Below are 23043 nucleotides of genomic sequence, written 5' to 3'. Positions count from 1 at the left end.
AAATAATTGTAAGGAAGAATGTCTGTCAAAGATGTTCTTCTTTTATTTTGCGCGTTGATAAGGTATAATAAATACTATCCGCTTATATTGGAGGGATGCTAATGAAAAAATACTTCTTACCTATCGGCAAGCGTCAGGAAGAGGTGCTGCTGCCGGAGGAGCATGTTATTTATGATATACACGGCAACGACGCGCAGGTCTGCCCGGATATCGTGGCGGCGACGCGGGAAGCCATTCGCAATCCTATTGGGTCTAAGCCGCTGCGCGAAATTGTCCGCGCCGGTGAAACGGTGACCATCGTTGTCAGCGACATTACTCGTTTGTGCGGTACCGCAGAATTTTTGCCGGTCATAGTGGACGAGCTGAACAGCGTCGGCGTTAAGGACGAGGACATCACCGTTATCGTCGCTACGGGCACGCACCGCGGCCATACGCCGGAGGAGGACGTCGTAGTCTGCGGCGAAGAAATGGTTAAGCGCTTAAAAATCGTGCAGCATGACAGCCGCAAAAAGGAGGATATGGTATCCTTGGGCAAAACCTCCGTTGGCAACGAGGTAGCGCTCAGCAAATATGTAGTTAATGCCGACCGCGTGATTTTAACCGGCGCGGTAACTTTGCATCCCTTTGCCGGCTTTGGCGGCGGGCGCAAGGCAATTATGCCGGGTGTGGCCGCTTACGACAGCATTATGCTGAACCATTGCATGACCATGTCGCCCGTAGAAGGCGGCGGCTGCAACAAGGCCTGCGACGCCAGCCTGCTGGAGGGCAACCCAATTCATCAGGATATGAAGGAAGCGGCGGCTTTGCTGAAGCCTGATTTTCTGGTCAACACTGTTTTTACGCCCGACGGCGAAATCAGCGAGATTGTAGCCGGGCATTGGTATGAAGCCTGGGAGCATGGCTGCAAGGATTTGCTGGCTATGGGCGGCGTGCATATCAAGCAGCTGGCCGACGTCGTTATCGCTTCTGCCGGCGGTTATCCTAAGGATTTGAATTTATATCAGGCTACTAAGTGCCACATGAACGCGCAGTTCGCGGTGAAGAAGGGCGGCATTATGATTTTTACGCTGGATTGCCCGGATATCAAGGAACCGGCCATCTTTACCGACTGCTTCAGCCGTACCGATATGGAGCAGTTTGAAAAGGATATTCGCGCTAATTTTACCATTCCCGCGTTCGTCGCTTTCAAGGCCCGCAGTATTGTCAACGATGTGACGGCTTATCTGGTAACGCGCCCGGAAAATTTTGATTTTGTCCGCAAAACCGGGCATATTCCCTGCCGTACTTTGGCAGAGGCTTGGGAAAAGGCGCAGGAGCAGCTGGCTAGGCAGGGCAAAAAAGATTATACGATTACAATTATGGGTCACGCTTCGGCAACGCTGCCGATTTTGGATAAATAAAAATCAAGCTTCACGACTGTATTTGCAGTAAATTTGTTTTTGCGTAAAGGAGGGGACGCTGCCGACGCATAGCAAGGGGCAGCAGAAATTATGAAAACAAGAAAAGTAGGTATTATCGGTTTGGGACATGTTGGCGCTCATGTAGCGTATAGTCTGGCAATTCAAGGCATTGCCGCCGAATTAGTCTTGGTCGACCTGAAGGAGGCTAAGCTGGCCAGCGAGGTACAGGATTTGCGCGACGCGGTTTTGTACTGTCCGCACGATGTCATTATCAATAGCGGTACCTATGCCGATGTGGGCGATTGCGATATTATTGTCAACTGCATCGGCGATATCGATTTGGTGGCGACGAACAACCGCTTGGACGAATTGAATTTTACGGCTGCGCAGGTCAAGAGCTATATGCATAAGGTTATGGCCAGCGGCTTTAAGGGCTTTATCGTCAACATTACTAATCCTTGCGACGTTATTACGAATTTAATTTATCAGGAAAGCGGCCTGCCTAAGGGGCACGTTTTCGGCACCGGCACGGGGTTGGATTCTTCGCGTTTGATTTCCCAACTGTCCCAGCAGACGGGAGTCGCGCCGCAATCTATTAACGCTTATATGATAGGCGAGCATGGCGCCAGCCAGATGGCTGCCTGGTCCTGCGTAAGCTTTGGCGGCGTGGCTTTGAGCGCGCTGGAAAAGCAGGACGCGCGCTTCGCCTTCGATAAGCCGCAGCTGCAAAAGAAGGCTATCGACGGCGGCTGGGTGACTTATTCGGGCAAGCACTGCACCGAATACGGCATTTGCTCGACCGCAGCCCGCATGGTGCAATGTATTTTCAATGATGAAAAGCGCATTATGCCTGCCAGCATGCTGCTGGACGGCGAGTACGGCGAGCGCGACGTCTTTGTCGGCGTACCCTGCTTGATTGGCAAAAACGGCGTGGAGCGCGTGCTGGAGCTGCCGCTGACGCAGGAGGAGCTGGCGCAGTTCCATATCTGCTGCGAGGATGTGCGCAGAAATATTCAAACTGCGGAGGGGATTCCGGCTGCGGAATAAAAGTGAAAATTTAAAAATAAAGTTTAGAAAGCTTCGGAGCTTCTGTTTGAAAAAGCAGCAAGCACCGGGGCTTTTTATTTTGCGTTTTTTTGCTGCTTTAACAGGTTGGGAGCGTGGCGTTATTGGTTGCGCTAAACTTCGCGGCGTAGCAGGCACGTTAGTGCCCAAATAAAATCCGCTCAATGCGGATTTTAGGTTGACCGGGGGGGACAAGTGATTATAATAAAGGTGAAAGGTAGAAATGGTTATTCGTATTTTTTGTGAAGTGTTCTAGCGAGGGCTAGTGCTTGATAAACCATCTTCTTTCGGCCTCGAAAGAAGATGCAAGAAAGAGGCCAACTTTTGAAAAGTTGGGCAAACGACGCTTTTTGCACCGCAGCAAAAAGCTTGGCAAAAAGTGCCGGTTAAGGGTAAAGTTCTTTATTTGTAAGCGGATAATGCAATGCTATCATACAAAGCAACCCAATATCATTTGGGGTGCAAGAGGGTAGTTGGTAATACAAGTTTATAAATTTTTTATAAAGGAGTTGGGTGTTTATGAAGAAGAAAATTTTTAAAAGAAGCTTGGCTTTGGGAGCATTGATGGCGTTTGTGATGACGGGGAATGTGATGGCGAGGAGCATAGAAAATGAAGATGCAAATATAACTGATAAAAATATTATGTTAGGTAGGATTTTTGTTTCTAATTCAGCAAATTACTCAAATCATAATATAGTAGTTGGAAATGACACCACAAAATCAGTATCAATTGGCAGTTTTATGAATACATATGGTGTAATGGTATGGGGATTTTACAACTATAATACTGCTTGCGATATAAAAATAGAAGGAAAAATAATCGATATAATGAATAATAGTTTTGAGCGTGGTGCGATAGAAGCTGATTATGGTGCAGGAACAATTAATATTATTGGTGATACTGTAAATATTGAGAATTTTGCTGAAGGAGGAAATGGTGTTTTAGTTGCTAATGGCACTACTTATAATGCTAATGGCATTACACCTAATGGTACTATTTCTACTGTTAACATCAAAGGTGATAAGATTAATATTGAAACAGATTTTGGTAATGCAATAAAGGCGATTTCGGAGGGTGTAATTAATATTGAGGGTAAGGATGTTACTTTAATAGGAGATAACGCTATTAAGGCTCGCGGAGATGCTAAAGTATCTATCAATGAAAATATAAAAGGAACTGTAAAATTGGATGGTAATATATCATTCCATTATGATGGACCATCTTCTGGGACAGGGGTTGATGCCTATGTTACTGTAAATTTAACTGGTGCAGATTCTTATTGGAATGGCAATACGGTTGTGACATGGAACAGAGGAGCAAATGAAGTTTTATCGATGGATGATAAGTTGAAAGTAAATAATTTAAAAATTACTTTGTCTGACGGCGCTCAATGGAATCCAGAGCTTGTTAAAGAAGAAGGGGAATTGGGAGGTGCAAATGGCACAAAAGGTAGCCGTTACATTGCCTTGAATAATTTGAATTTAAATAACGGTATCGTTAATATTGACGTTGCTAAAACGCAAGAGCAAGCTATTCAAGTTGAAAATTTAGGCGGTACTGGCGGTACGGTAAACTTTACCGTTGATAAAACTGGCGGAGCATTGAAAACAGGCACTTTTCAAGTTTTTGCTGGAGCAGAGGCTACCCAAGTATCCACTAACTATACTGGTATTAATGCTGACGATATCGGTACTAAAGAAAAATTTAAAGGTTTAGTACAAGAAAGTTTGAAAATTGGTGAGAACAGCAAGGCTACTTTTACAGCACATATAGAAGAAGGCTTGCTTACTCCCGCCATGACCGGCGTAACTACGAACAATATCAACGGCAATACCATTGAGCTTCAAGACATCCAGCAAGGCAAGAGCACCACTACTATGGACGCTATGCGCGATATTGCCAGCACGGCGATTATTGCCTGGCGTCAGGAGGACAGCACTCTTAGCCAGCGTTTGGGCGAACTGCGCAACAGCGAGGGCGACCAGGGCGTATGGGTGCGCATGAGCCGCGGCGAATTTGAATACAGCGGCGCGTATAAGAACCAATACAATTATTTCCAGATGGGTTATGATAAGGCCTACGGCGACTGGCATTACGGCGCTGCCATCAGTCATAACGACGGGCAGACTGCTTACGCCAACGGCAAGGGCGATAACCGCAGCACCAGCTTATCCTTGTACGGCACTTGGTTGGGCGCAAGCGGCCAGTATGCGGACATCGTTTTGAAGCAGGGACGCTTGAGCAATGAATTTGAGATTCACACGGCGGCAGGCGATACGCGCGGCGATTACGACGCCTGGGGTACGTCTTTAAGCGGCGAGTACGGCGTGAAGATGGATATGTCCGACGGCTGGTACGTAACGCCGCAGGCACAGCTGACCTTTATGCGCATTGGCGGCGAGGACTATACTACCAGCAATAATATTCGCGTAAGTCAGGATACCTTGTACAGCACGGTAGGCCGCGTCGGCTTTGAGCTGGGCAAGAACATTACCGACAAGGGCAGCGTTTACGCTAAAGCCTCTTTGCTGCATGAGTTTGCCGGCGATGCGGATACTTATCTGCGTTTGGGCGATTTGCACAACAGCTACAGCCAGGATATCGGCAATACCTGGTATGAAGCCGGTTTAGGCTTTAATTATAAAACCGGCGCTGACAGCTATGTTTACGCCGACGTAGTGAAAACATTTGGCGACGATATCAAGACGCCATGGCAATGGAACGTAGGTATGCGCTGGAGCTTCTAAGGCTTTGGTTTTCTGACTGCATGACGGCATAAAAAAACTCGCGTTAGTCCTTCCTTAAATTTTGGAAGGCTGACGCGAGTTTCGTTTTTACAACAATAATTTAATCCTCAAATTTTTCCGGGAAGAAGATGCGCAGAGTCTTGTCGTCCGCCTTGCTGCCCAAAGCGTTGCCGATGAAGAACAGCACGAGGGAGAAGAACATGCCCAGAACGATTTGATGCAGGCTCATAAATTTAATTTTGAGCGCCATGGTCAGGCAGTACACCAGCACGCCGCCACCCATGGCGGCAATAGCGCCGCATTTATTAGCCTTGGGCCAGAACAGGCCGAAGATCAGCACCCAGAAGAAGGCCGTTTCCAGACCGCCGAAGGCAAACATATTGATCTGCCAGATTACGCTGGGCGGATTGATGGCGATAAAATAAACTATCAAGCCTAAAATGATGGTCGCGGTCAGGCTGTACCAGCGGATTTTATCATTGCTCAAGGTTTCGCCGCGCCGGCCCTTGACGTTCATATACACGTCCTTAACGATGGACGAGGAGGCGCTGAGCAGCAGGGACGACACGGTGGAGATGGTAGCGGCGATGGGCCCGATGATGATAACGCCGGCCCAGAAAGGAGAAAGGCTTTTGATAATCGCCAGGGGCATGATATTGTCGACGCTGTTGCCGTAAGCGGCCAGCCCTTCTGTGAGCACGCCCTTGCTGATAATGCCGATCCAGGTGGCTACGAGAGTCATGGCGCCGATAACGACGGTGCCGATGATCATGGCGTTATGCAGCGCTTTGGTGTTTTTGTAGCTGATGCCGCGCACTACGGATTGGGGCAGGGCCAGGGTGCAGATGCCCACCAGCAGCCATTGGCTGATGTACAGGGAAACAGGCATTTTGCCGCGGGAGAGCGGCTCCAGCATATCGGGGTGGCTGCTGCCGATGTAGGACATAATTTTGGCAAAGCCGCCGCCTGCGCTCATCATGCCGCCCATGAGAATGCACATACCGACGATCATGGCTACGGCGCAGCAGGCGTCAGTTACGGCTACGCCCTTAAAGCCGCCGATGGTGGTATAAACGACTACGATAAGGCCGAAAAGGCTCAGGCCGGTAAGGTAGGAAAAGCCGGTAACCGCTTCAAAAAGCTTGGCCGCGCCGACGAATTGGGCGACCATAGTGGAGCAGAAGAAGGCTACGATAACTACCGCCGCCATATTAGCCAAAAAATCGGATTTGTAACGGGCGCGCAGCACGTCGATAACCGTTACGGCGTCGATCTCGCGGGCGATGAGGGCAATCTTTTTGCCGAAAACGCCCAGCACCAGGAAGATAACGACAACCTGCACGATAGCCATGTACAGCCAGCCGTAGCCAATGACCCAGGCCATGCCGGGGCCGCCGACGAAGGTGCTGACGCTGCTGTAGGTAGCTGCGGTGGTCATCGCCAGAACGAAGCCGCCTAAAGTACGGCCGCCGATAAAATAATCCTTGGCGAAATCCTTTTGCCTGTTTTCCTTGGAGGCGCGCTGGATGTAGGCGCTGATAGCCAGCAGGGCGATCAAAAAGATCAGCACCGGCAGAAGATTGAAAATGCTGCCCATTACTTGCCTTCCTCCTTTTCTTCCAAATCAAAGTTAATAAAAACTTTTTTAGTCAGAATAACGGTAACAAGAACGGCGAACAGCCAGGTGCCGACGCAGCCGCCCCACACCCACAGCGGCGTGTGCCACAGGGTTACGTCGCTATCGGCCAGACCAAAGCCGGCGGCGCACCAAAAAATGATTACCGCAGCGGCGGCGATTACAGTAGCCAGGGCCTCGCGGTTGGCCTGGCGAAATTTTTCACTTCGTTTCATCATAAGCTCCTTTGCGCAGGGCGAGCCTGCAATAATAAATGTCGTGCTTATTATACCATGTGTACAAGCATTTCGCCATGTTCAAGTTAGCTCAACAATAAAATTTGCCGGCGCTGGGACGCAAATCGCAAAAGAAATGTGGAAAGAATAATGAAACGTGATATAATGTTACATGGTGATGTAAGTGAAAGAGCGCATTTACGACGCGGCCACCATGTGGCTGACATTGAGCGTAATATTTTTTTTAGTTGAATATTTGACCGATTGGCTGGAGGTTGTTACTCTGGGCGGACTGGTAGCAGGTTCTTTTATCGAGGGCGCGGTTGTGTTGCTGGGACTGAAATTGATGGGCGCGATTGTGAGCCGTGACTTTTTGCAGGGCTCGCTGCGTCAGGCTTGCTCCCGCAGCGTGGAGCTGTTAAAAGCGCTTATCGTAACGGCGGCCTTCGCCTGGGAGGGCGTATTGACGCTGTGCCATCTGTTGCCGGGCTACACGCTGCACAGCCATGCGCTGCATTTACTGTTTTTGCTGGCGGTATATCCTTTAACCGCTATCGCTTTGGAATTACAAATCAGGGAGAAGGAGCCTGCTCATGGAAATTAAGTTGATTGCCTGTGATATGGACGATACCTTGTTAAATAAGGATTGCAAGATTTCGCCGCGCAACGCCGCCGCTGTAAAGAAGGCCGTGGCGGCTGGCAGGATTTTTTTAATCGCAACCGGGCGCATGTACGTATCCGTGCGTCCTTATGCCGAAGCGCTGGGGCTGGACGTGCCCTTAGTAACATATAACGGCGCACTGGTGAAGGGCAGCCGTAGCGGCAAGGTATTTTACGAGCATAAGATGGAGCTGTCGACGGCGCGGGAGGTTTTGGCGTACTGCCGCGAAAAGGGCTATTATTTGCAGCTATACGTGGGCGACAGTATTTTGATTAAAGAAGAAAACGAGTGCTCGCGGATGTATAGCAAAATCAGCGGTATCCCGACTACTGCTGTGGGCGACGACGTTTTTTCTACGCAAGAAGCTCCTTATAAGATTTTGGTAATGACGGAGGCGCGTGAATTTAACGAGGTTTGGCGGCAATTTGCCGAGCGTTTTGCCGGTAAGCTGGATGTGACCAGCTCTAAAGATAATTTTCTGGAGCTGATGGAGCCGGGCGTCAATAAATGGGAGGCCGTTAAAGCCGTAGCCGCCAGCTACGGCGTAATTCCCGAAGAAATTATGTGCGTCGGCGATTCCAATAACGACGTCAAGATGATAGCTAACGCTGGCATCGGCGTAGCTATGGGTAACGCTAAGGACGCTGTGAAAAATCAGGCTAAAATTATTACCGCTTCCAACGATAATGACGGCGTAGCTTTAGTTATCGAAAGCATTTTGACCAGGCAGGCCGAAGAATAAACAAAACCAAAGCAGGTAGGGAAGAGTCCGTACCTGCTTTAATAATTTTAGAATATGCAATTGACGAGGTGAATAGCGTGAAGCTGCAAAGTCATACGGATATGAGCGCCGTGCACGAGCACGCGCATAACCATCCCAATAAAAAGAAAGTTATCAACCGTCTGGCCCGCATCGAAGGGCATGTGCGTTCTGTTAAAAATATGGTGGAAGCCGACCGCGACTGCTCGGAGGTTTTAATTCAGATAGCAGCCGTGCGCAAGGCTTTGGACAATGCCGCGAAGGTGATCTTAAAGGACCATTTGGAGCATTGCCTCCTGTACGCTATGGAAGAAGGCGAGGGCAGCAAAAGTCTGGAGAATTTTGAAACCGCCATCGACCGTTATCTGCGCTAGGCGAAGCCGGAGGTAGAAATTTTCAGGATGCAGAACTGCGATACTCTCCTGGTATTGTTTCTTTACTGATATAATAATCCCATAGGGGATAAGTCAAGAGTAAAAAGTGTTTTAAGGAGTTTGCATGTCTATTTTGCCGATTTTTATTCCCCACGCGGGTTGCCCGCATCAATGTATCTTTTGCAACCAGCGGGCCATCAGCGGGCAGAAAACAGCCGCGCTGGCAGGCGCTAAGGCTCAGATTGCCCGTTGGCTTACCTGGCTGCGGCCTGACGTCCGGCATGAAGCCGCTTTTTACGGCGGCTCCTTTACGGGCTTGCCAATGGAGCTGCAGGAGCGGCTGCTGGCGCTGACGGACGAGCTTCTCCGGCAGGGCGCGATTGGCAGCGTGCGCTTGTCCACGCGCCCCGATTATATCGATGAAGAACGGCTGGCGCTGTTAAAAGAGCATCAGGTGCGTTTGGTGGAGCTGGGCGTGCAGTCCTTGGACGACGCCGTTTTGCAGGCGGCCGGGCGGGGGCACAGCGCCGGACAGGTTTACCATGCGCACGCTTTGTTGCGGCAGTTTGGTTTGCAGACGGGCGTGCAGCTGATGGTGGGCCTGCCGCTGCAGGATTGGCGCAGCGTGCGGAGGACGGCAGAGCTGGCGGCGGAGCTAAGGCCGGACGTGGCCAGAATTTATCCCGTGCTGGTGGTGAAGGATACGCCGCTGGCCGTTCAGTATGCGGCCGGAAGCTACGTGCCGCTGACGCTGGAGGAGGCGGTGGCGCAGAGCGCTTATGTATACGAAAGGCTGACTGCGGCAGGCGTTAAGGTTATCCGCATCGGGCTGCAGCCCGACGAGGAGCTGTGCGCGCCGGGAAATATTATCGCCGGGCCTTTCCATCCCTCCATGGGGGAGCTGGTGAAGAGCAGGGCGCTGCGGAGCCAGCTTACGCCCCAACTGCAAAGCTTGGCCGATAGCGGCGTACGCGCTGCGGAGCTGCGCTGTCCCGCGCGCTTGCAGTCCAAGCTGCGGGGACTTAAAAGCTGCAATCTGCAGTACTGGCGGCAAATGCTGCCGCAGCTGACGTTGAAAATTACTTCGTGCGAGGGAGAGGAGATAGAGCTATGTCCCAGTGCCGTTCCTTTGAGCCGCTAGTTGGAGCAAACAGTAAAATTTTAATTCTAGGCTCCATGCCCGGCATGAAATCTTTGCAGGAGCAGGAATATTACGCTCATCCGCAAAATCGCTTTTGGAAATTGCTGGCGCTGCTGTTTAACGAGCCCGCGCCTGATGATTACGCCGCCAAAAAAGCTTTGCTGGCGCGGCATGCCGTGGCGCTGTGGGATACGCTGGGCGTGTGCGAGCGCGAGGGCAGCTTGGACAGCGATATAAAAAACGAAACGCCGAACGATGTGCCGGGCTTATTGGCGCGTAATCCGTCCATCCGCGCAATTTTCTGCAACGGCGGTAAGGCGGGCGCGGCCTTCAAAAAATATTTTGCCCGCAGCCTGCCTCCCGGCGTGGAGGTTTTTTATTTTCATTCCACCAGCCCGGCTAACGCGCGTATGAATTTAGCGGCGTTGGCGCAGGAGTGGGGAAGAATTTTGGCATATTTAAAATAAGCGCTGCGGAAAGCAGTGTTAAAATTGCGATATGTATGATAAAATAATAAGATAACATTAGAAAGAGTAAACGGCCTGCGCTGTGGGCCGTGCAGAGACAGGTGATTATTTGTGCGCTTAAAGTCCTTTGCGACCTATGGCTTTAAATCCTTTGCCGATAAAACTGAATTAACCTTTGATAAAGGAATTACGGCTGTTGTCGGGCCTAACGGTTCGGGCAAGAGCAATATTTCCGACGCCATTCGCTGGGCTTTGGGCGAGCAGAGCGCAAAATATTTGCGCGGCTCCAAAATGGAGGACGTAATCTTTTCCGGCAGCGGCAAACGCCGCGCCTTAGGCGTGGCCGAGGTCAGTCTGGAATTTGATAACAGCGACCATACTCTGCCCCTGGATTTTGAGCAGGTGAGCCTGACCCGCCGTTTATTCCGCAGCGGCGACAGCGAGTACGCCATTAATAAAAAGCCCTGCCGCTTGAAGGATGTCATCGATTTGATGGCCGACACGGGCCTGGGCAAGGGCTCCATGTCGATAATCGGTCAGAATAAAATAGACGAGGTGCTCAACAGCAGGCCGGAGGAGCGCCGCGGTTTGTTCGAGGAGGCCGCAGGTATCGCCAAATACCGCCTGCGGAAGAAGGACGCCGTGAAAAAGCTGGACGATACGGCGCTGAACCTGACGCGCATCAACGATATCCGCAGCGAGGTGGACGCGCAGGTAGAGCCTTTGGCGCAGGCGGCGGCTAAGACGAAGCAGTATAATTCTTTGAGCGAAGAGCTGCGCTTATGCCGTTTATCCGTACTGCTGCGCAAGCTGGACAATATGGCGGGCGTACAGGCGGAGCTGAACGCTAAAAAGCAGGCGGCGGCCGACGAATTTTCCCGGCAGGCGGCGCTTTTGAGCGGCAGGGAGGCCGAAGCGGCGGCGTTGCAGCGGCAGCTGGATAAGCTGGCCGAGGATTACAGCAAATTACAGGAAGAAATCAAAAATCAGGAAACGGCGTTGGAAAAGCTGCGCGGTAAGCAGGGCGTGCTGGACGAGCGCGCCGAGCAAAGCCGGCGGGCGGCGGCCAGATTAGAGCAAAGCAACGCTAAGCTGGCGCAGCAGGCGGAGGAGCTGGAAAGCAAAATGCAGTCCTTAGCCGCCGAATTTGACGCAGTGGATAAGGAGCGGGCCAGGGCGGCCTTGCAGACGGAACGCCTGCAGAAGGAACGGGACGAACAAGCAAGACTGCTGAACGAGGTGCAGAACCAAAACGCCAGCGCGCAAAGCGAATTTTTCGCCGCTATGCAGGCGCTGCTGAAAATGCGCAACGAATTGCGCGCTTTGGAGCAGGAGCAGGAGCAGCGGATGCGCCGCCGCGAAGCTTTGAAGAAAAGCATTGAGGAGGCCGAGGCGGCGGCAGCCAAAATCCAGGAGCAGTACAACAGGCTTTTGGAAGCTCAAGTCCGCTGCCAGCATGACGCAGAGCTTTTGCGCACGGACGCCGACGCTTTGCAGACGGCGGCGGCGGCAGCGCAAAAAAATATTACGCAGATTACAGTCAGCCAGCAGCAATGCCAACGGCAGCTGACCATGGCCGAAGCTAAGGAGCAGGGCTTGCGCCGGATGCAGCGGGCCTACGAGGGCTTCGGCTACGGCGTCAAAGCGGCGCTCAAGGCGCAGACACCTTGGCGGCAGCAGCTTTTAGGCGTGGCTGCCGAGCTGATTACAGTTGAAGATAAATATATTACGGCGATAGAAACGGCCTTGGGCGAGGGCGCGCAGAACATTGTAGCGCAAAGCGCCGAGGCGGCTAAAGCGGCCATCGCCTATTTGAAGCAGACCGGAGGCGGCCGCGCTACCTTTCTGCCCTTGGACACGGTGCAGCGCCGCAGCCCTAATAAGGAAGAGGAAGCGCTGGCTAAGCAGCCGGGCATCTGCGGCTTTGCAATGGATTTATTGCAAAGCCGCGCCGAAGCGGAGAACGCTTTGCGTTTTCTGCTGGGGCGGGTGCTGATTGCCGAAAATCTTGACGCGGCCCTGGCGGCGGCGCGGGCGTCGCGCTTTCGTCTGCGCGTAGTAACGCTGCAGGGCGATGTGGTCAACGCCGGCGGCAGCATGACCGGCGGTAGCCGCAAGCAAAAGGAAGGCTATTTGAGCCGCGAGGCGGAAATCAAACAAGCGCAGGAAACTGCGGCCAGGCTGCGGCAGGAAATGCTGAGCTGGCAGGAGCAGCTGGAAGCCCAGGAGGAAGTAGCCAAAACGCAGGGGCGTAAGCTGCAAAATGTCAACGAACAATTACAGCAGCAAATGCTGAAGGCCAGCGAAATTAAGCTGCGCTTGGAGCAGGTGCTGCAAAGCAAACGGCGCGAAAGCGAAAATCTGGCGCTGCTGCTGGACGACCGCAGCCAGGTGACTAACGCTTATTTGCAGAACCGCGATAAGCTGAAGGAGATGCGCGCCGCCGTGGCCCAGCGGGAAAGCCGGGACACGGAAGCCAAGGCGCAGCTGGAGGCCTTGCAGAAGCAAATGGCACAGCTGGGCAGCGCAGTAACGGCTTTGGAAAATAATTTGCAGGACGCTCGCGTGCTTTTGGAAACCTCGGCTGCCAAGAGCAGCTTAATGAGCGAACGAATGCAGGGGCTGGACCAGGACACGTTGCGGGTGCGCCGCGATATGGCGGCCAACAGCGAGGAGGCTGGGCGCTTGCAACAGACCATTGCGGAATGCGGCGCGGAAAAGCAGCGCTTGCAGCAGCAAAGCGAAAACGTGCTGGCCGAGCTCCACCGCATTATGGGCGGCAAGGACGACTTCGCCCAGCAGCGGGGCGAACTGCTGCTGCGGCAGAGTCAGCTGGAAAAAGAAATTGCCCAGGCCCGCAAGCAGACAGGCGACAGCGAAGCCGCTTTGCGGCAGACGGAGCTTGCCCTAGCGCGGCAGGAAAGTGATTATCAGCATGTGCTGGAGCAGCTGGAGCAGGATTATCAGCTGGACGAAGAGCAGGCGCGGCAAACAGATTTGCAGCAGCTGCAGGCCCTGGACCTTAAAGCGCTGCAAAAGCAGGAAAGCAAGCTGGCGCTGGCTATATCCGCCTTGGGACCCATCAACGCGGCCGCTATCGAGGAATACGAAGCCGTTAAGGAGCGCAGCGAATTTTTGCGGCGGCAGTACGACGATCTTTGCACAGCCAAGGATAATCTGGAAGCTGTCATCAGCGAAATCAACAGCGGCATGACCAAGCGCTTTAAGGAAGCCTTCGCTAAAATTAACGAGTACTTCGCCAAATGCTACGTTAAGCTTTTTGGCGGCGGCACGGCGCTGCTGACGCTGACGCAGCCGGACGACCTCTTAAATTCGGGTATCGACATCGAGGTGCAGCCTCCGGGCAAAAAGCTGCAAAGCCTGTACCTTATGTCCGGCGGCGAAAGAGCGCTGACGGTAATCGCCCTGCTTTTCGCACTGTTGAGCTACCAGCCTTCGCCCTTCTGCATTCTGGACGAAATCGACGCGCCTTTGGACGACGCCAATATTCAGCGTTTCGCCAATTTTCTGCGCGATTATTCCGGTCAGACACAGTTTATCGTCATCACGCACCGCAAGGGCACGATGGAAGCAGCCGATATTATGTACGGCGTGACAATGGAAGAATCCGGTGTATCTAAATTATTATCCGTTAAGATAAATGCAAAGGAGAGTTAAGCTATGGGTTTTTTTGAGCGTTTAAAAGAAGGCCTGACCAAGACCAGACGCAATTTCACCGACCGTATTCAGGAACTGGTCGGCCTGTCCGCCGTAATTGACGAGGACTTTCTGGAAGAACTGGAAATGATTCTGCTGAGCGCCGACGTGGGCGTGCAGACTACGGAAAAGCTTATTGACGCCGTGCGCCAGGCAGCTAAAAAGAAGGAGATTGCCGGGACGCAGGACGTAATGCCCTTTTTGAAAAATTATATGTCCGAAATGCTGAAGGATTCCGGCCAGCGTACCCGCATCGGCGCTAAGCCGACGGTAATTCTGGTGGTCGGCGTCAACGGCGTGGGCAAGACCACGACCATCGGCAAGCTGGCTAATTATTTTACGCTGTTCAAATACAAGGTTATTTTGGCCGCAGGCGATACCTTCCGCGCCGCCGCCGCCGAGCAGCTGCAAATTTGGGGGGAGCGGGCGCACTGCGACGTTATCCGTCACAACGAGGGCGCCGACCCGGCGGCCGTGGTTTTTGACGGAGTCAAGGCTGCCATCGCCCGTAAGGCCGACATATTATTTATCGATACGGCGGGACGCCTGCATAATAAGGCTAATCTGATGAACGAGCTGGAAAAAATCCATCGCATCATTAAACGCGAAATTCCCGACGCGCCCCATGAAACCTTTTTGGTGCTGGACGCTACCACCGGCCAGAACGCTATCAATCAGGCCAAGGTGTTTATGGAAACGGCCAACGTAACGGGCGTAGTGCTGACCAAGCTGGACGGCACGGCCAAGGGCGGCGTAGTTGTGGCTATTAAGGAAGAGCTGGGGCTGCCGGTAAAATGGATTGGCGTGGGCGAGGGCATTATGGATTTCCGCCCCTTCGAGCCCGATAAATTTGTCGAAGCCCTGTTCAGTACGGAAAAATAAATGATGAAATTAAGAAAGCCATCGGCAGAATGAACTCTGGCGATGGCTTTTTGTACGATATTATAATTTATTTGGGGCTCAATGAGACTAAATAAGAGTCCAGGGCTTCCAGCAGGTAGTCCGTTTCTGCCCGCAGGTCAAAATTGCCTATCTGCCTGATTTGCCCTTTCGTCAGGAAAAAGAACATGATGATGCCTTCCAGCGTAAAGGCCACATGGGTGGGCTTAATTGCCGTGACGATTTCGCCGCAGGCGATGGCGTCGTTTACTAAATCGGACATAAACTGATGAATGCGGTACAGCTTATTCTTGACATAGTTTTCAAACATGGGCTGGGGGCTGAGCAGCTCGCGGTAGATAAGGTGAATATTATAGGGGCGCGCCAGCTGCATTTCCGCAATGGAATCGACGTAGCGGCGCAGCTTTTGCAAAGGGGATTCGCTATGGCTGCGGATCTCATCCTGTAATTTTAAAAATTTGTCGGCCTCGGCGTACAGAACCTCCTGATACAGATTCTTCTTGCCGCCAAAATAATAAGAAATCAGGGCGCTGTTGACGCCGCTGGCAGCCGCTATCTGCTTAATGGAGACAGAATTGAAATCATCGTGGGCGAAAAGCAGCGTAGCCGCCTGTAAAATTTTATCGGGGCTGCTGAGAGCGTTTTGCGTTTCTTGATTGTCGTTCATAATATATACCTCGGGGCTTTGTAATCTTATGCTCTATTATACACTATTTTACGTTGCCTGTAACTAGCGCACGGTAATTTCTCCATGACGTAATAAGAAAAATTTTGTTCGATAATTATTGGCTAACGGCGTATCTTTTGTTATAATAAAAGCGTCGACGGAGGTTGCTATGGAAACGATTACGATAATTTTACTGATAAGCATTTTGGTGCTGCTGGCGCTGGTAGCCGCGCTGTTATGGCAGCAGCGCAGAACGCGGCAGGACGGAGCGGGCCAGCGGTTGGAGCTGGCGGAGCGACGTTTGCTGGAGGCCTTGTACGACCTGCGGGGCGAGCAAAGCACATTGGCGCGGGCGGCGCGGATGGAAAACCAGGCGGCCAGCGACAGGCTCAGCGAGCAGCTGGATAAGCGCACGGCGCGTTTGGCCGATTTGACAGATAGAAATCTGGAGCGCATCCGCCTGACGGTGGACGAGCGTTTGAACGAATCGCTGGAGCAGAAATTTTCCCAGGTCAGCCAACGCTTGCAGGAGGTACACGCAACGCTGGGACAGGTGCAGAGCCTGTCCGGCGGCGTGGACGAATTAAAGCGTATTTTATCCAATGTTAAGGTGCGCGGCACCTGGGGCGAAATGCAGCTGGGCAATATTTTGCAGGATATTTTAGATAAGGGACGCTATGTGGAGAACGCGGAGGTCCGCCCTCACAGCGGACTGCGGGTGGAGTACGCGCTGCGGCTGCCCGGTCGCAGCGAGCAGGAGGTGCTGCTGCCCATCGACGCTAAATTTCCCCTGGAGGATTACCAGCGCTTGCAGCAGGCGCGGGAGGCTGGCGACGCCGCTGCGGCTGAAGCCGCTGCCAGACAGCTGGAGCGCAGGCTGAAAAGCGAGGCTAAGGATATTTGCGATAAGTATATCTGCCCGCCTTATTCTACGGACTTTGCCGTTATGTACCTGCCCTGCGAGGGCTTGTTCGCCGAAGCGCTGAATGTGCCGGGCTTGGCGGAAGGCTTGCAGCGGCAGTACCGCGTATGCGTGGCCGGGCCGATGACGCTGGCGGCGTTGGTCAACAGCCTGCAGTTGGGCTTTCGCACCTTGGCGGTGCAGCAGCGCACGACGGAGGTTTGGCGGTTGCTGAACAAGGTAAAGCAGGAGCTGGAGGGCTTGCAGGCAGCCTTGGACAAAAGCGGCAAAAAGCTGGACGAGGCGCAGGCTGCGCTGCAGGGCAGCAGCCGTTATGTAGCGCGGCTGCATAAGCAGCTGGACGCTGTGCAGGTATTGGAGGAGGAACGCCATGGAGCCTGATGCAAATGAGCGCGACAATATTCATAAAAAGCCGCCTTGGTATGTGCAAATATTTTTGTGGCTGTACGGCTTCCTGTGGCTCAATATGATTTTCATCGCCGGGCTTAACAGTTTGCGTCTGGGGTATATCGATGTGGACAGCGTAAGCCTTTTTGGAGCGATGACTGCGGGCTTGTACGTGATTTTTAAGTATCTGCCGTGCTTACTGAGGTAAGACGACGCTATTGGCTATAATTATATACATCAAGGAGGCATACACATGGAATTATGGGATATATACGATCGCGGTAAGCGGCCTACGGGGCGCACGATGCGACGCAATGACTGGATTTTGCAGGACGGCGAATACCATTTGACGGTGCTGGGCGTAGTGCGGCATACTGACGGACGCTTTTTGATTACCCGCCGCGTGCTGACCAAGGCCTGGGCCGCCGGTTGGTGGGAGGTGCCGGGGGGCGCCGTTATGGCGGGCGAAAGCTCGCGGGCGGCCGTGAACCGCGAGGTTTTGGAGGAAACAGGGCTGGACGTATCCGCCGTGCCGGGCGAACCGCTGCTGACCTATCATCGGGAAAATCCCGGCGAGGGCGACAATTACTTTGTGGACTGCTATCGCTTTACTATGGATTTTGCTGCCGACGACGTAAAAATCCGTCCTAACGAAGCGCTGGAGTTTAAGCTGGCGACATTGGACGAGATTAAAGACTTGGCGTCGCAGGGCATTTTCCTGCATTACGACAGTATCAGGCCGGTTTTGGAAAAATAGCCGGAGCGGGTTGGCGAAACGAGGATGTTTTTAGTTTATAAAAATCGATTTATTAAAGGCTAAACGCCTAAGCGTACAGCAAAACAGTGCGCTTAGGCGTTTTTTTGCAAATTGCTTTACTGGCGCATTTCGCGCGGAGCGCGCACAACAAAAGTCGCTCGACGCGACTTTTGTTTGACAGGGGGGGACAACGCGCTATAATTATAAATAACAATATTTTAGATAATCATAGAATAATAGATAAAGTTATCCATAACGCTAACCTTTAGCGTTGAAACATGGCGGAGAGATGGGGGAGAAAGCTTTGTGAAACGCTATTACACGTCGATGTTGTTTTTGCTGTTTATAGCGTTGGATTATGTGGCGGTAATTGGCGCCGAGCAGAGCGCTTTCTGCTTACGTAACTGGTTTTTACGTTCCAGCAATCTGCGTATTTCCTGGCTCAACTTCTGGATAGTATTTCCCAGCCTGTTCCTGCTCTTTATTCATCTGGGACAGCTGTACAGCCGTCGTATGCCCTTCTACAAAGAGGTAGAAAAGCTGTTCCACGCCTGCTGCTACGGCACTCTGGCCGTAATTTTTGTTTTGTATGTGGCGCGCATCGCCGCCACCACCAGCAGAATGTTCGTAGGTTTATTCGGCATTTTGGCTTTCGTTTTGCTGGCAGTTTGCCGTTATTTGTTTAAGCGCTTTTTGCTGCATAAGCAGTTATTGCAGATACCGGTTATCATCGTCGGCGCAGGTAAAACTGCGGATCTGCTGGTCAAGGGCATCGTCAGCGACGCGGGCTTAGGCTACAAAATCGTGGGTCTGCTGGAGGATAACCGCGTACAGCCGGGCATTTTGGAAAAATACCCTGTGCTGGGGCGCTTTGCCGACGCGGAAAGAGTTATCAAAGAAACAGGCGTGAAGCGCGTCTTTATCGCCGCTCCGGGGCTGGCAGAACGCAAATTGGGAATGCTGATTTACCGTATTCAACCGCTGGTAAAAAACATCGGCGTTATTCCTAACTTAGTAGGCGTGCCTACAGGAGCGGTGGAAGTAGAGAGCATGTTCAACGAGCGCCTGGTGCTGCTGCGTTTGAAGAATAATCTGGCGCGGCCGCTGAACCGCTGGCTGAAAACAATTTTCGATTACACGCTGACGATTGTTGGCACGATTTTGATTTCTCCGGTTTTACTGTTTATCGCCGCCTGGATTTATAAGGATTCGCCGGGGCCGGTGATTTTTAAACACACGCGCGTCGGGAAGAACGGCAAGCCGTTCCCCTGCTATAAATTCCGCAGTATGTGCGTGGACGCCAAGGAAAAGCTGGCGGAACTGCTGGCTAACGACCCGGCGGCGCGGGCAGAGTGGGAAAAAGACTTTAAGCTGAAAAACGACCCGCGCATTACCAAAAGCGGCGCGTTCTTGCGCAAGACCAGCCTGGACGAGCTGCCGCAAATCTTTAACGTATTAAAAGGCGAGATGAGCTTAGTCGGGCCCAGACCGATAATAGCGGAAGAACTGGCGCGCTACGGCGAGTATGTGGGCGATTACCTGATGGTCAAGCCGGGTATTACCGGTATGTGGCAGGTGAGCGGTCGCAGCGACACGACGTATGAAGAAAGAGTACAGCTGGACAGCTGGTATGTGCGCAACTGGAGCGTGTGGCTGGACGTAATGCTGCTGTGGCGAACGATTACTGCTGTGTTGGAAAGAAGGGGAGCGTATTGAATTGTGAAAACATTATTGCCTATAAATTTCATTAATCAATAGATTGGTTTTATTGTGAAATATTATTTTATTCTAATTAGGATGTGAAAAACTTGCATGATATTTTTGGCTATAAAAATTTAATAAAAGAGTTAGTCCTTCGAGATATAAAGAGAAAATACCGACGGAGTATACTTGGGTATGCATGGAGTATGCTGAATCCTTTGCTAATGATGTTAATTACAGCAATGGTTTTTTCTAATCTTTTTAGGTTTGATATACAAAATTATGCATTGTATTTACTGACAGGTCAAATCATATTTACTTTCTTTTCAGAATCTACTAGCTTCTCTATGGGCTCTATTTTGGAAAATGGGGCTTTGTTGAAGAAAGTATATGTACCTAAATATTTGTTTCCTATATCAAGAGTTGTTTCTAGCGCTGTTAATCTATGTTTTGCTATGCCAGCTATGATAATCATCATGTTGATTACTGGCCAAAAAATTTCATTTAATTTGCTTTTTTGCGTTGTTCCAGTAGTATTATTGTTCCTTTTTTGCATAGGTGTAGGTTTATTTTTGGCAGCATTTGCTGTGTATTTTCGGGATGCGTTTCATTTGTACGGTGTATTATTGACTGCTTTAAATTACGCAACTCCTATATTTTATCCTACTAAAATCATACCCGTCGAATATGGAATAATTTTAAAAGTAAATCCAATTACATATTTTTTAACTGCTTTTCGTGATGTGGTGTATCTTAATACAATTCCAACAGCAGAAGTGTTATTTACTTGTTTGATTATATCAATAAGTGCGTTAGGAATAGGAATTTATTCGTTTTATAAAACCCAAAATAATTTTATTTTGTATATTTAGAGGATTGCAATGAGTGAAATTATTAAAGTTGATAACGTTACCATGAAATTTAACCTTATGGAGGAACGTGTTGATACGTTAAAAGAATTTTTCGTTAGACTTGCAAAAGGAAATCTTTTGTTCAATGAATTTGTCGCTTTAAAAAATATTACTTTTTCCGTAAATAAAGGTGACATACTTGGAATAATTGGCTTTAACGGTGCTGGGAAAAGCACTATGTTAAAAATATTATCTGGTATACTCAGGCCTTCTAAGGGAAAAGTTATTGTAAATGGTACTGTTGCGCCTTTAATAGAGGTTGGCGCAGGTTTTGATTCGGACTTAACTGCGAGGGAAAATATTTTTTTGAATGGAGCAATTTTAGGCTATGAAAGGAAATTTCTGAAAGAACATTTTAATGAAATTATTGATTTTGCTGAGTTAAGGAAATTTATTGATGTGCCTGTAAAAAATTTTTCTAGCGGGATGTATGCTAGATTAGGATTTTCCATAGCTACTATGGTTCGACCTGACATTTTGATTGTTGATGAAGTTTTATCGGTTGGAGATTTTCATTTCCAGCAGAAATGCGAAAAACGAATTCAAGAAATGATTACTCGAGGAACAACGATTATTATAGTTTCTCATGATATAGACATGATTGAAAGATTGTGTAATAAAGTTTTATGGTTAGATAGGGGGCAAATGAAAGATTTTGGAGATACGATGAGCATTTGTGAAAAATATAAACAATGTTAAAAATATAATGATGAGGTGATTTCGCATGAAAGTAGTGTTATTAGCTGGTGGGTTTGGTACTCGCATTAGTGAAGAAAGTCAATTTAAGCCTAAGCCGATGATTGAAATTGGCGGCAAGCCTATTTTATGGCATATTATGAAAGAGTATTCTTACTATGGATTTAATGAATTTATTATTTGTGCGGGCTATAAGCAGCATATTATTAAAGAATGGTTTGCTGATTATTTCTTACATAATAGTGATATTACTTTTGATTTTACTTCTGGTCAAAATGATATGATTATCCATGACCAGCATTGCGAACCTTGGAAAGTTACTGTTGTTGATACTGGGCTTAATACAATGACTGGTGGACGTATTAAACGTATTCAAAAATATATTGGCGATGAAACTTTTATGATGACTTATGGCGATGGGGTTTGTGATGTTAATATAAAGGAACTTTTAAAATTTCACAAAGAACATGGTAAGTTGGCAACATTGACTGCTGTTATGCTTGATCAATCCAAAGGTGTTTTGGATATTGGGCCTAGCAATAATGTTAAAGCATTTCGAGAGAAGAGTCAGATGGATAGTGCCCCTATAAATGCTGGATATATGGTTTTTGAACCAGAGTTTTTTGATTATATTGATGGAGATAGTACCATTTTGGAGCGTGAACCATTGGAACGATTAGCTAAAGAGGGACAGTTAATGTCTTATATGTATCGTGGTTATTGGCAGTGCATGGATACTAAACGTGAAATGGATATGCTTAATGAGCTTTTAACAAAAGGGAGTGCTCCTTGGAAAGTGTGGAAGGACTAATGGAAGAATTTGATTTATCCTTTTACAAAGGAAAAAAGGTATTTGTTACGGGGCATACAGGGTTTAAAGGTTCTTGGCTATGTAAGGTTTTAGCTAATTTAGGTGCAGAAGTAACAGGTTATTCTTTAAAACCGCCAACAGAGCCTTCTTTGTTTGTTATTGCCAAAATTGAGCAGAATATTAATTCTGTTATTGGCGATATAAGGGATTACCAAAGTTTGAAAAAGGCTTTTGACACTGCGCAGCCTGAAATTGTTTTACATTTAGCGGCACAGCCTATTGTACGTGATAGTTATAAAGATCCTACATATACATATGATACTAATGTTATGGGAACAGTAAATATTCTTGAATGTGTTCGTAACAGTAATTGTGTAAAGTCATTTTTGAATGTAACAACAGATAAGGTTTATTTAAATAAAGAGTGGAATTGGGGATACCGTGAAAATGAAGAATTGGATGGCTTTGATCCTTATTCTAATTCTAAATCTTGTAGTGAATTAGTTACTCATTCCTATAAAAACAGCTTTTTTGCAGATGGAAAAATAGCTATTTCTACAGCACGCGCGGGAAATGTTATTGGCGGTGGCGATTTTGCCAATGATAGAATTATCCCTGATTGTGTACGTGCAGCGTTAAACTATGAGAATATTGTAGTGCGCAATCCTTTTTCTACCAGGCCTTACCAACATGTTTTAGAACCATTATATGCATATCTTATGATTGCTACTAAACAGTATGAAAACAATAGCTTTGCTGGGGCTTATAATATTGGGCCTGATGATGTGGATTGTTTCCAGACTAGTGCTTTAGTAGATTTATTTGTGAATAAGTGGGGCAACGGCTTATCTTGGATTAACCGTTATGATGGTGGACCGCATGAAGCTAATTTCTTAAAATTAGATTGTGCAAAATTAAAAGCAGCATTTGGCTGGAAGCCTAGATGGAATCTGGATACAGCTATTGAGAAGGTTGTGGAATGGAGTAAATGCTGGATTAATGGCGAAGATGTGCGTAAATGCATGGATAAACAGATTGAAGAGTTTTTAGCAAAATAGTCCAGCGGTAATATGTCAAGCTAAAAATTAGTAAAAAGATGAAAGATTT

The 23043-nt window shown here is 49.4% G+C and carries 22 protein-coding genes; 19 read left to right on the top strand and 3 right to left on the bottom strand.

Annotation, left to right across the window (positions count from 1 at the left end; all coding sequences use genetic code 11):
* Window positions 1–101 precede the first annotated feature (101 nt).
* The 4 genes from larA to Q4E64_RS10905 all read left to right on the top strand — a co-directional run bounded on the left by larA (window position 102) and on the right by Q4E64_RS10905 (window position 5213).
* Window positions 102–1400 (top strand): nickel-dependent lactate racemase, encoded by a 1299-nt coding sequence (gene larA / locus Q4E64_RS10920; RefSeq protein ID WP_303167947.1) that lies wholly within the window; start codon window positions 102–104, stop codon window positions 1398–1400.
* Window positions 1401–1490: 90 nt separating this feature from the next.
* Entirely contained in the window at window positions 1491–2447 is a 957-nt protein-coding gene (locus Q4E64_RS10915; RefSeq protein WP_303167945.1) for an L-lactate dehydrogenase, read from the top strand.
* 46 nt (window positions 2448–2493) lie between these two features.
* Window positions 2494–2619, top strand: a complete 126-nt coding sequence (locus Q4E64_RS10910; RefSeq protein ID WP_303167944.1) for a hypothetical protein — start codon at window positions 2494–2496, stop codon at window positions 2617–2619.
* Between the two features lie 1181 nt (window positions 2620–3800).
* Window positions 3801–5213 carry an autotransporter outer membrane beta-barrel domain-containing protein gene (locus tag Q4E64_RS10905; protein ID WP_303167943.1) on the top strand — a complete coding sequence of 471 codons (1413 nt, stop codon included), beginning with the start codon at window positions 3801–3803 and terminating at the stop codon, window positions 5211–5213.
* A gap of 100 nt (window positions 5214–5313) precedes the next feature.
* Here Q4E64_RS10905 and panF read toward each other — a convergent pair whose 3' ends face one another.
* Together panF and Q4E64_RS10895 are read right to left on the bottom strand one after the other, a co-directional pair.
* Complete coding sequence (gene panF / locus Q4E64_RS10900) at window positions 5314–6810, bottom strand: sodium/pantothenate symporter (RefSeq protein ID WP_303167942.1); 1497 nt, start codon at window positions 6808–6810, stop codon at window positions 5314–5316.
* Window positions 6810–7067, bottom strand: coding sequence for a YhdT family protein (locus Q4E64_RS10895; protein WP_303167941.1), 258 nt, complete (start codon window positions 7065–7067; stop codon window positions 6810–6812). Before Q4E64_RS10895 ends, panF begins: the two co-directional genes overlap by 1 nt.
* 181 nt (window positions 7068–7248) lie before the next feature.
* Between Q4E64_RS10895 and Q4E64_RS10890 the strand changes: the two genes are divergently transcribed.
* The 7 genes from Q4E64_RS10890 to ftsY all read left to right on the top strand — a co-directional run bounded on the left by Q4E64_RS10890 (window position 7249) and on the right by ftsY (window position 15066).
* Window positions 7249–7668, top strand: a complete 420-nt coding sequence (locus Q4E64_RS10890; RefSeq protein WP_303167940.1) for a hypothetical protein — start codon at window positions 7249–7251, stop codon at window positions 7666–7668.
* Complete coding sequence (locus Q4E64_RS10885) at window positions 7658–8467, top strand: Cof-type HAD-IIB family hydrolase (protein ID WP_303167939.1); 810 nt, start codon at window positions 7658–7660, stop codon at window positions 8465–8467. The genes Q4E64_RS10890 and Q4E64_RS10885 overlap by 11 nt, the downstream gene beginning before the upstream one ends.
* 101 nt (window positions 8468–8568) lie before the next feature.
* The gene (locus Q4E64_RS10880; RefSeq protein ID WP_368501580.1) at window positions 8569–8859 is read left to right on the top strand and encodes a metal-sensing transcriptional repressor; all 291 of its coding nucleotides are present in this window, start codon (window positions 8569–8571) and stop codon (window positions 8857–8859) included.
* Window positions 8860–8983: 124 nt separating this feature from the next.
* Window positions 8984–10000, top strand: a complete 1017-nt coding sequence (locus Q4E64_RS10875; protein WP_303167937.1) for an elongator complex protein 3 — start codon at window positions 8984–8986, stop codon at window positions 9998–10000.
* Window positions 9970–10467: a DNA-deoxyinosine glycosylase gene (locus Q4E64_RS10870; RefSeq protein ID WP_303167936.1), complete on the top strand. Its 498-nt coding sequence runs from the start codon at window positions 9970–9972 to the stop codon at window positions 10465–10467. The genes Q4E64_RS10875 and Q4E64_RS10870 overlap by 31 nt, the downstream gene beginning before the upstream one ends.
* Before the next feature lie 111 nt (window positions 10468–10578).
* Window positions 10579–14145: a chromosome segregation protein SMC gene (smc, locus tag Q4E64_RS10865; protein ID WP_303167935.1), complete on the top strand. Its 3567-nt coding sequence runs from the start codon at window positions 10579–10581 to the stop codon at window positions 14143–14145.
* A gap of 3 nt (window positions 14146–14148) precedes the next feature.
* Window positions 14149–15066 carry a signal recognition particle-docking protein FtsY gene (gene ftsY / locus Q4E64_RS10860; protein WP_303167934.1) on the top strand — a complete coding sequence of 306 codons (918 nt, stop codon included), beginning with the start codon at window positions 14149–14151 and terminating at the stop codon, window positions 15064–15066.
* Window positions 15067–15133: 67 nt separating this feature from the next.
* Here the strand turns inward: ftsY and Q4E64_RS10855 are convergent, their stop codons facing one another.
* The gene (locus Q4E64_RS10855; RefSeq protein WP_303167933.1) at window positions 15134–15751 is read right to left on the bottom strand and encodes a TetR/AcrR family transcriptional regulator; all 618 of its coding nucleotides are present in this window, start codon (window positions 15749–15751) and stop codon (window positions 15134–15136) included.
* Between the two features lie 169 nt (window positions 15752–15920).
* Between Q4E64_RS10855 and Q4E64_RS10850 the strand changes: the two genes are divergently transcribed.
* The 8 genes from Q4E64_RS10850 to rfbG all read left to right on the top strand — a co-directional run bounded on the left by Q4E64_RS10850 (window position 15921) and on the right by rfbG (window position 22994).
* Window positions 15921–17054, top strand: a complete 1134-nt coding sequence (locus Q4E64_RS10850; RefSeq protein ID WP_303167932.1) for a DNA recombination protein RmuC — start codon at window positions 15921–15923, stop codon at window positions 17052–17054.
* On the top strand, window positions 17044–17268 hold the full coding sequence (locus tag Q4E64_RS10845; protein ID WP_303167931.1) for a hypothetical protein: 225 nt from the start codon (window positions 17044–17046) through the stop codon (window positions 17266–17268). Before Q4E64_RS10850 ends, Q4E64_RS10845 begins: the two co-directional genes overlap by 11 nt.
* 45 nt (window positions 17269–17313) lie before the next feature.
* Window positions 17314–17817 (top strand): NUDIX domain-containing protein, encoded by a 504-nt coding sequence (locus Q4E64_RS10840; RefSeq protein ID WP_303167930.1) that lies wholly within the window; start codon window positions 17314–17316, stop codon window positions 17815–17817.
* Window positions 17818–18123: 306 nt separating this feature from the next.
* Window positions 18124–19533: an undecaprenyl-phosphate galactose phosphotransferase WbaP gene (gene wbaP, locus Q4E64_RS10835; RefSeq protein WP_303167929.1), complete on the top strand. Its 1410-nt coding sequence runs from the start codon at window positions 18124–18126 to the stop codon at window positions 19531–19533.
* 92 nt (window positions 19534–19625) lie between these two features.
* The gene (locus Q4E64_RS10830; RefSeq protein WP_303167928.1) at window positions 19626–20390 is read left to right on the top strand and encodes an ABC transporter permease; all 765 of its coding nucleotides are present in this window, start codon (window positions 19626–19628) and stop codon (window positions 20388–20390) included.
* Window positions 20391–20399: 9 nt separating this feature from the next.
* Window positions 20400–21128, top strand: a complete 729-nt coding sequence (locus Q4E64_RS10825; protein ID WP_303167927.1) for an ABC transporter ATP-binding protein — start codon at window positions 20400–20402, stop codon at window positions 21126–21128.
* A 25-nt stretch (window positions 21129–21153) separates the two neighbouring features.
* On the top strand, window positions 21154–21936 hold the full coding sequence (rfbF, locus tag Q4E64_RS10820; RefSeq protein ID WP_303167926.1) for a glucose-1-phosphate cytidylyltransferase: 783 nt from the start codon (window positions 21154–21156) through the stop codon (window positions 21934–21936).
* Window positions 21936–22994: a CDP-glucose 4,6-dehydratase gene (rfbG, locus tag Q4E64_RS10815; RefSeq protein ID WP_303167925.1), complete on the top strand. Its 1059-nt coding sequence runs from the start codon at window positions 21936–21938 to the stop codon at window positions 22992–22994. The genes rfbF and rfbG overlap by 1 nt, the downstream gene beginning before the upstream one ends.
* Window positions 22995–23043 lie beyond the last annotated feature (49 nt).

This window comes from Phascolarctobacterium sp., assembly GCF_030531065.1.
In the GTDB taxonomy this organism is placed as follows: Bacteria; Bacillota; Negativicutes; order Acidaminococcales; family Acidaminococcaceae; genus Phascolarctobacterium_A.
This window is presented reverse-complemented; position numbering and strand designations above follow the sequence as displayed.